The organism is Pseudomonas sp. 2822-15, assembly GCF_002742515.1.
Taxonomy (GTDB): Bacteria; Pseudomonadota; Gammaproteobacteria; order Pseudomonadales; family Pseudomonadaceae; genus Aquipseudomonas; species Aquipseudomonas salomonii.
The window spans coordinates 1-252 of sequence record NZ_LJRY01000072.1 but is presented as its reverse complement, the minus strand read 5'-3'; the positions used below and the strand labels follow the sequence as shown (position 1 = coordinate 252).

General features: G+C 34.5%; 1 protein-coding gene. It reads left to right on the top strand.

Translation table 11 applies throughout. From position 1 onward, the window contains the following. A partial coding sequence (locus AOA59_RS32300) for a hypothetical protein (protein ID WP_158235206.1) occupies positions 1-252 on the top strand: 252 nt, incomplete at both ends.

Sequence of the window (252 nt, the reverse complement as noted above, 5' to 3'; positions counted from 1 at the left end):
GTGCAATGGAGAAAAGCACATTTAAAATCATTATTGGAAAACCCTTCTCCACAAGATAAGGAAAGAATTCAGGAGGCGTCACTTCACCTATTTGAAGCTGTTAAGGCTTTGGAAGGACTAACTGATCAACTAGAGTTGAATAATGCATTAGAGAATGCAAGAGTTAAATATCAAGAAGCTGAAAATATGATAACTCGTTATGATAATGCAAATGGTGATAAAGATGCAGAGGTTTATGATAATATTCTGACT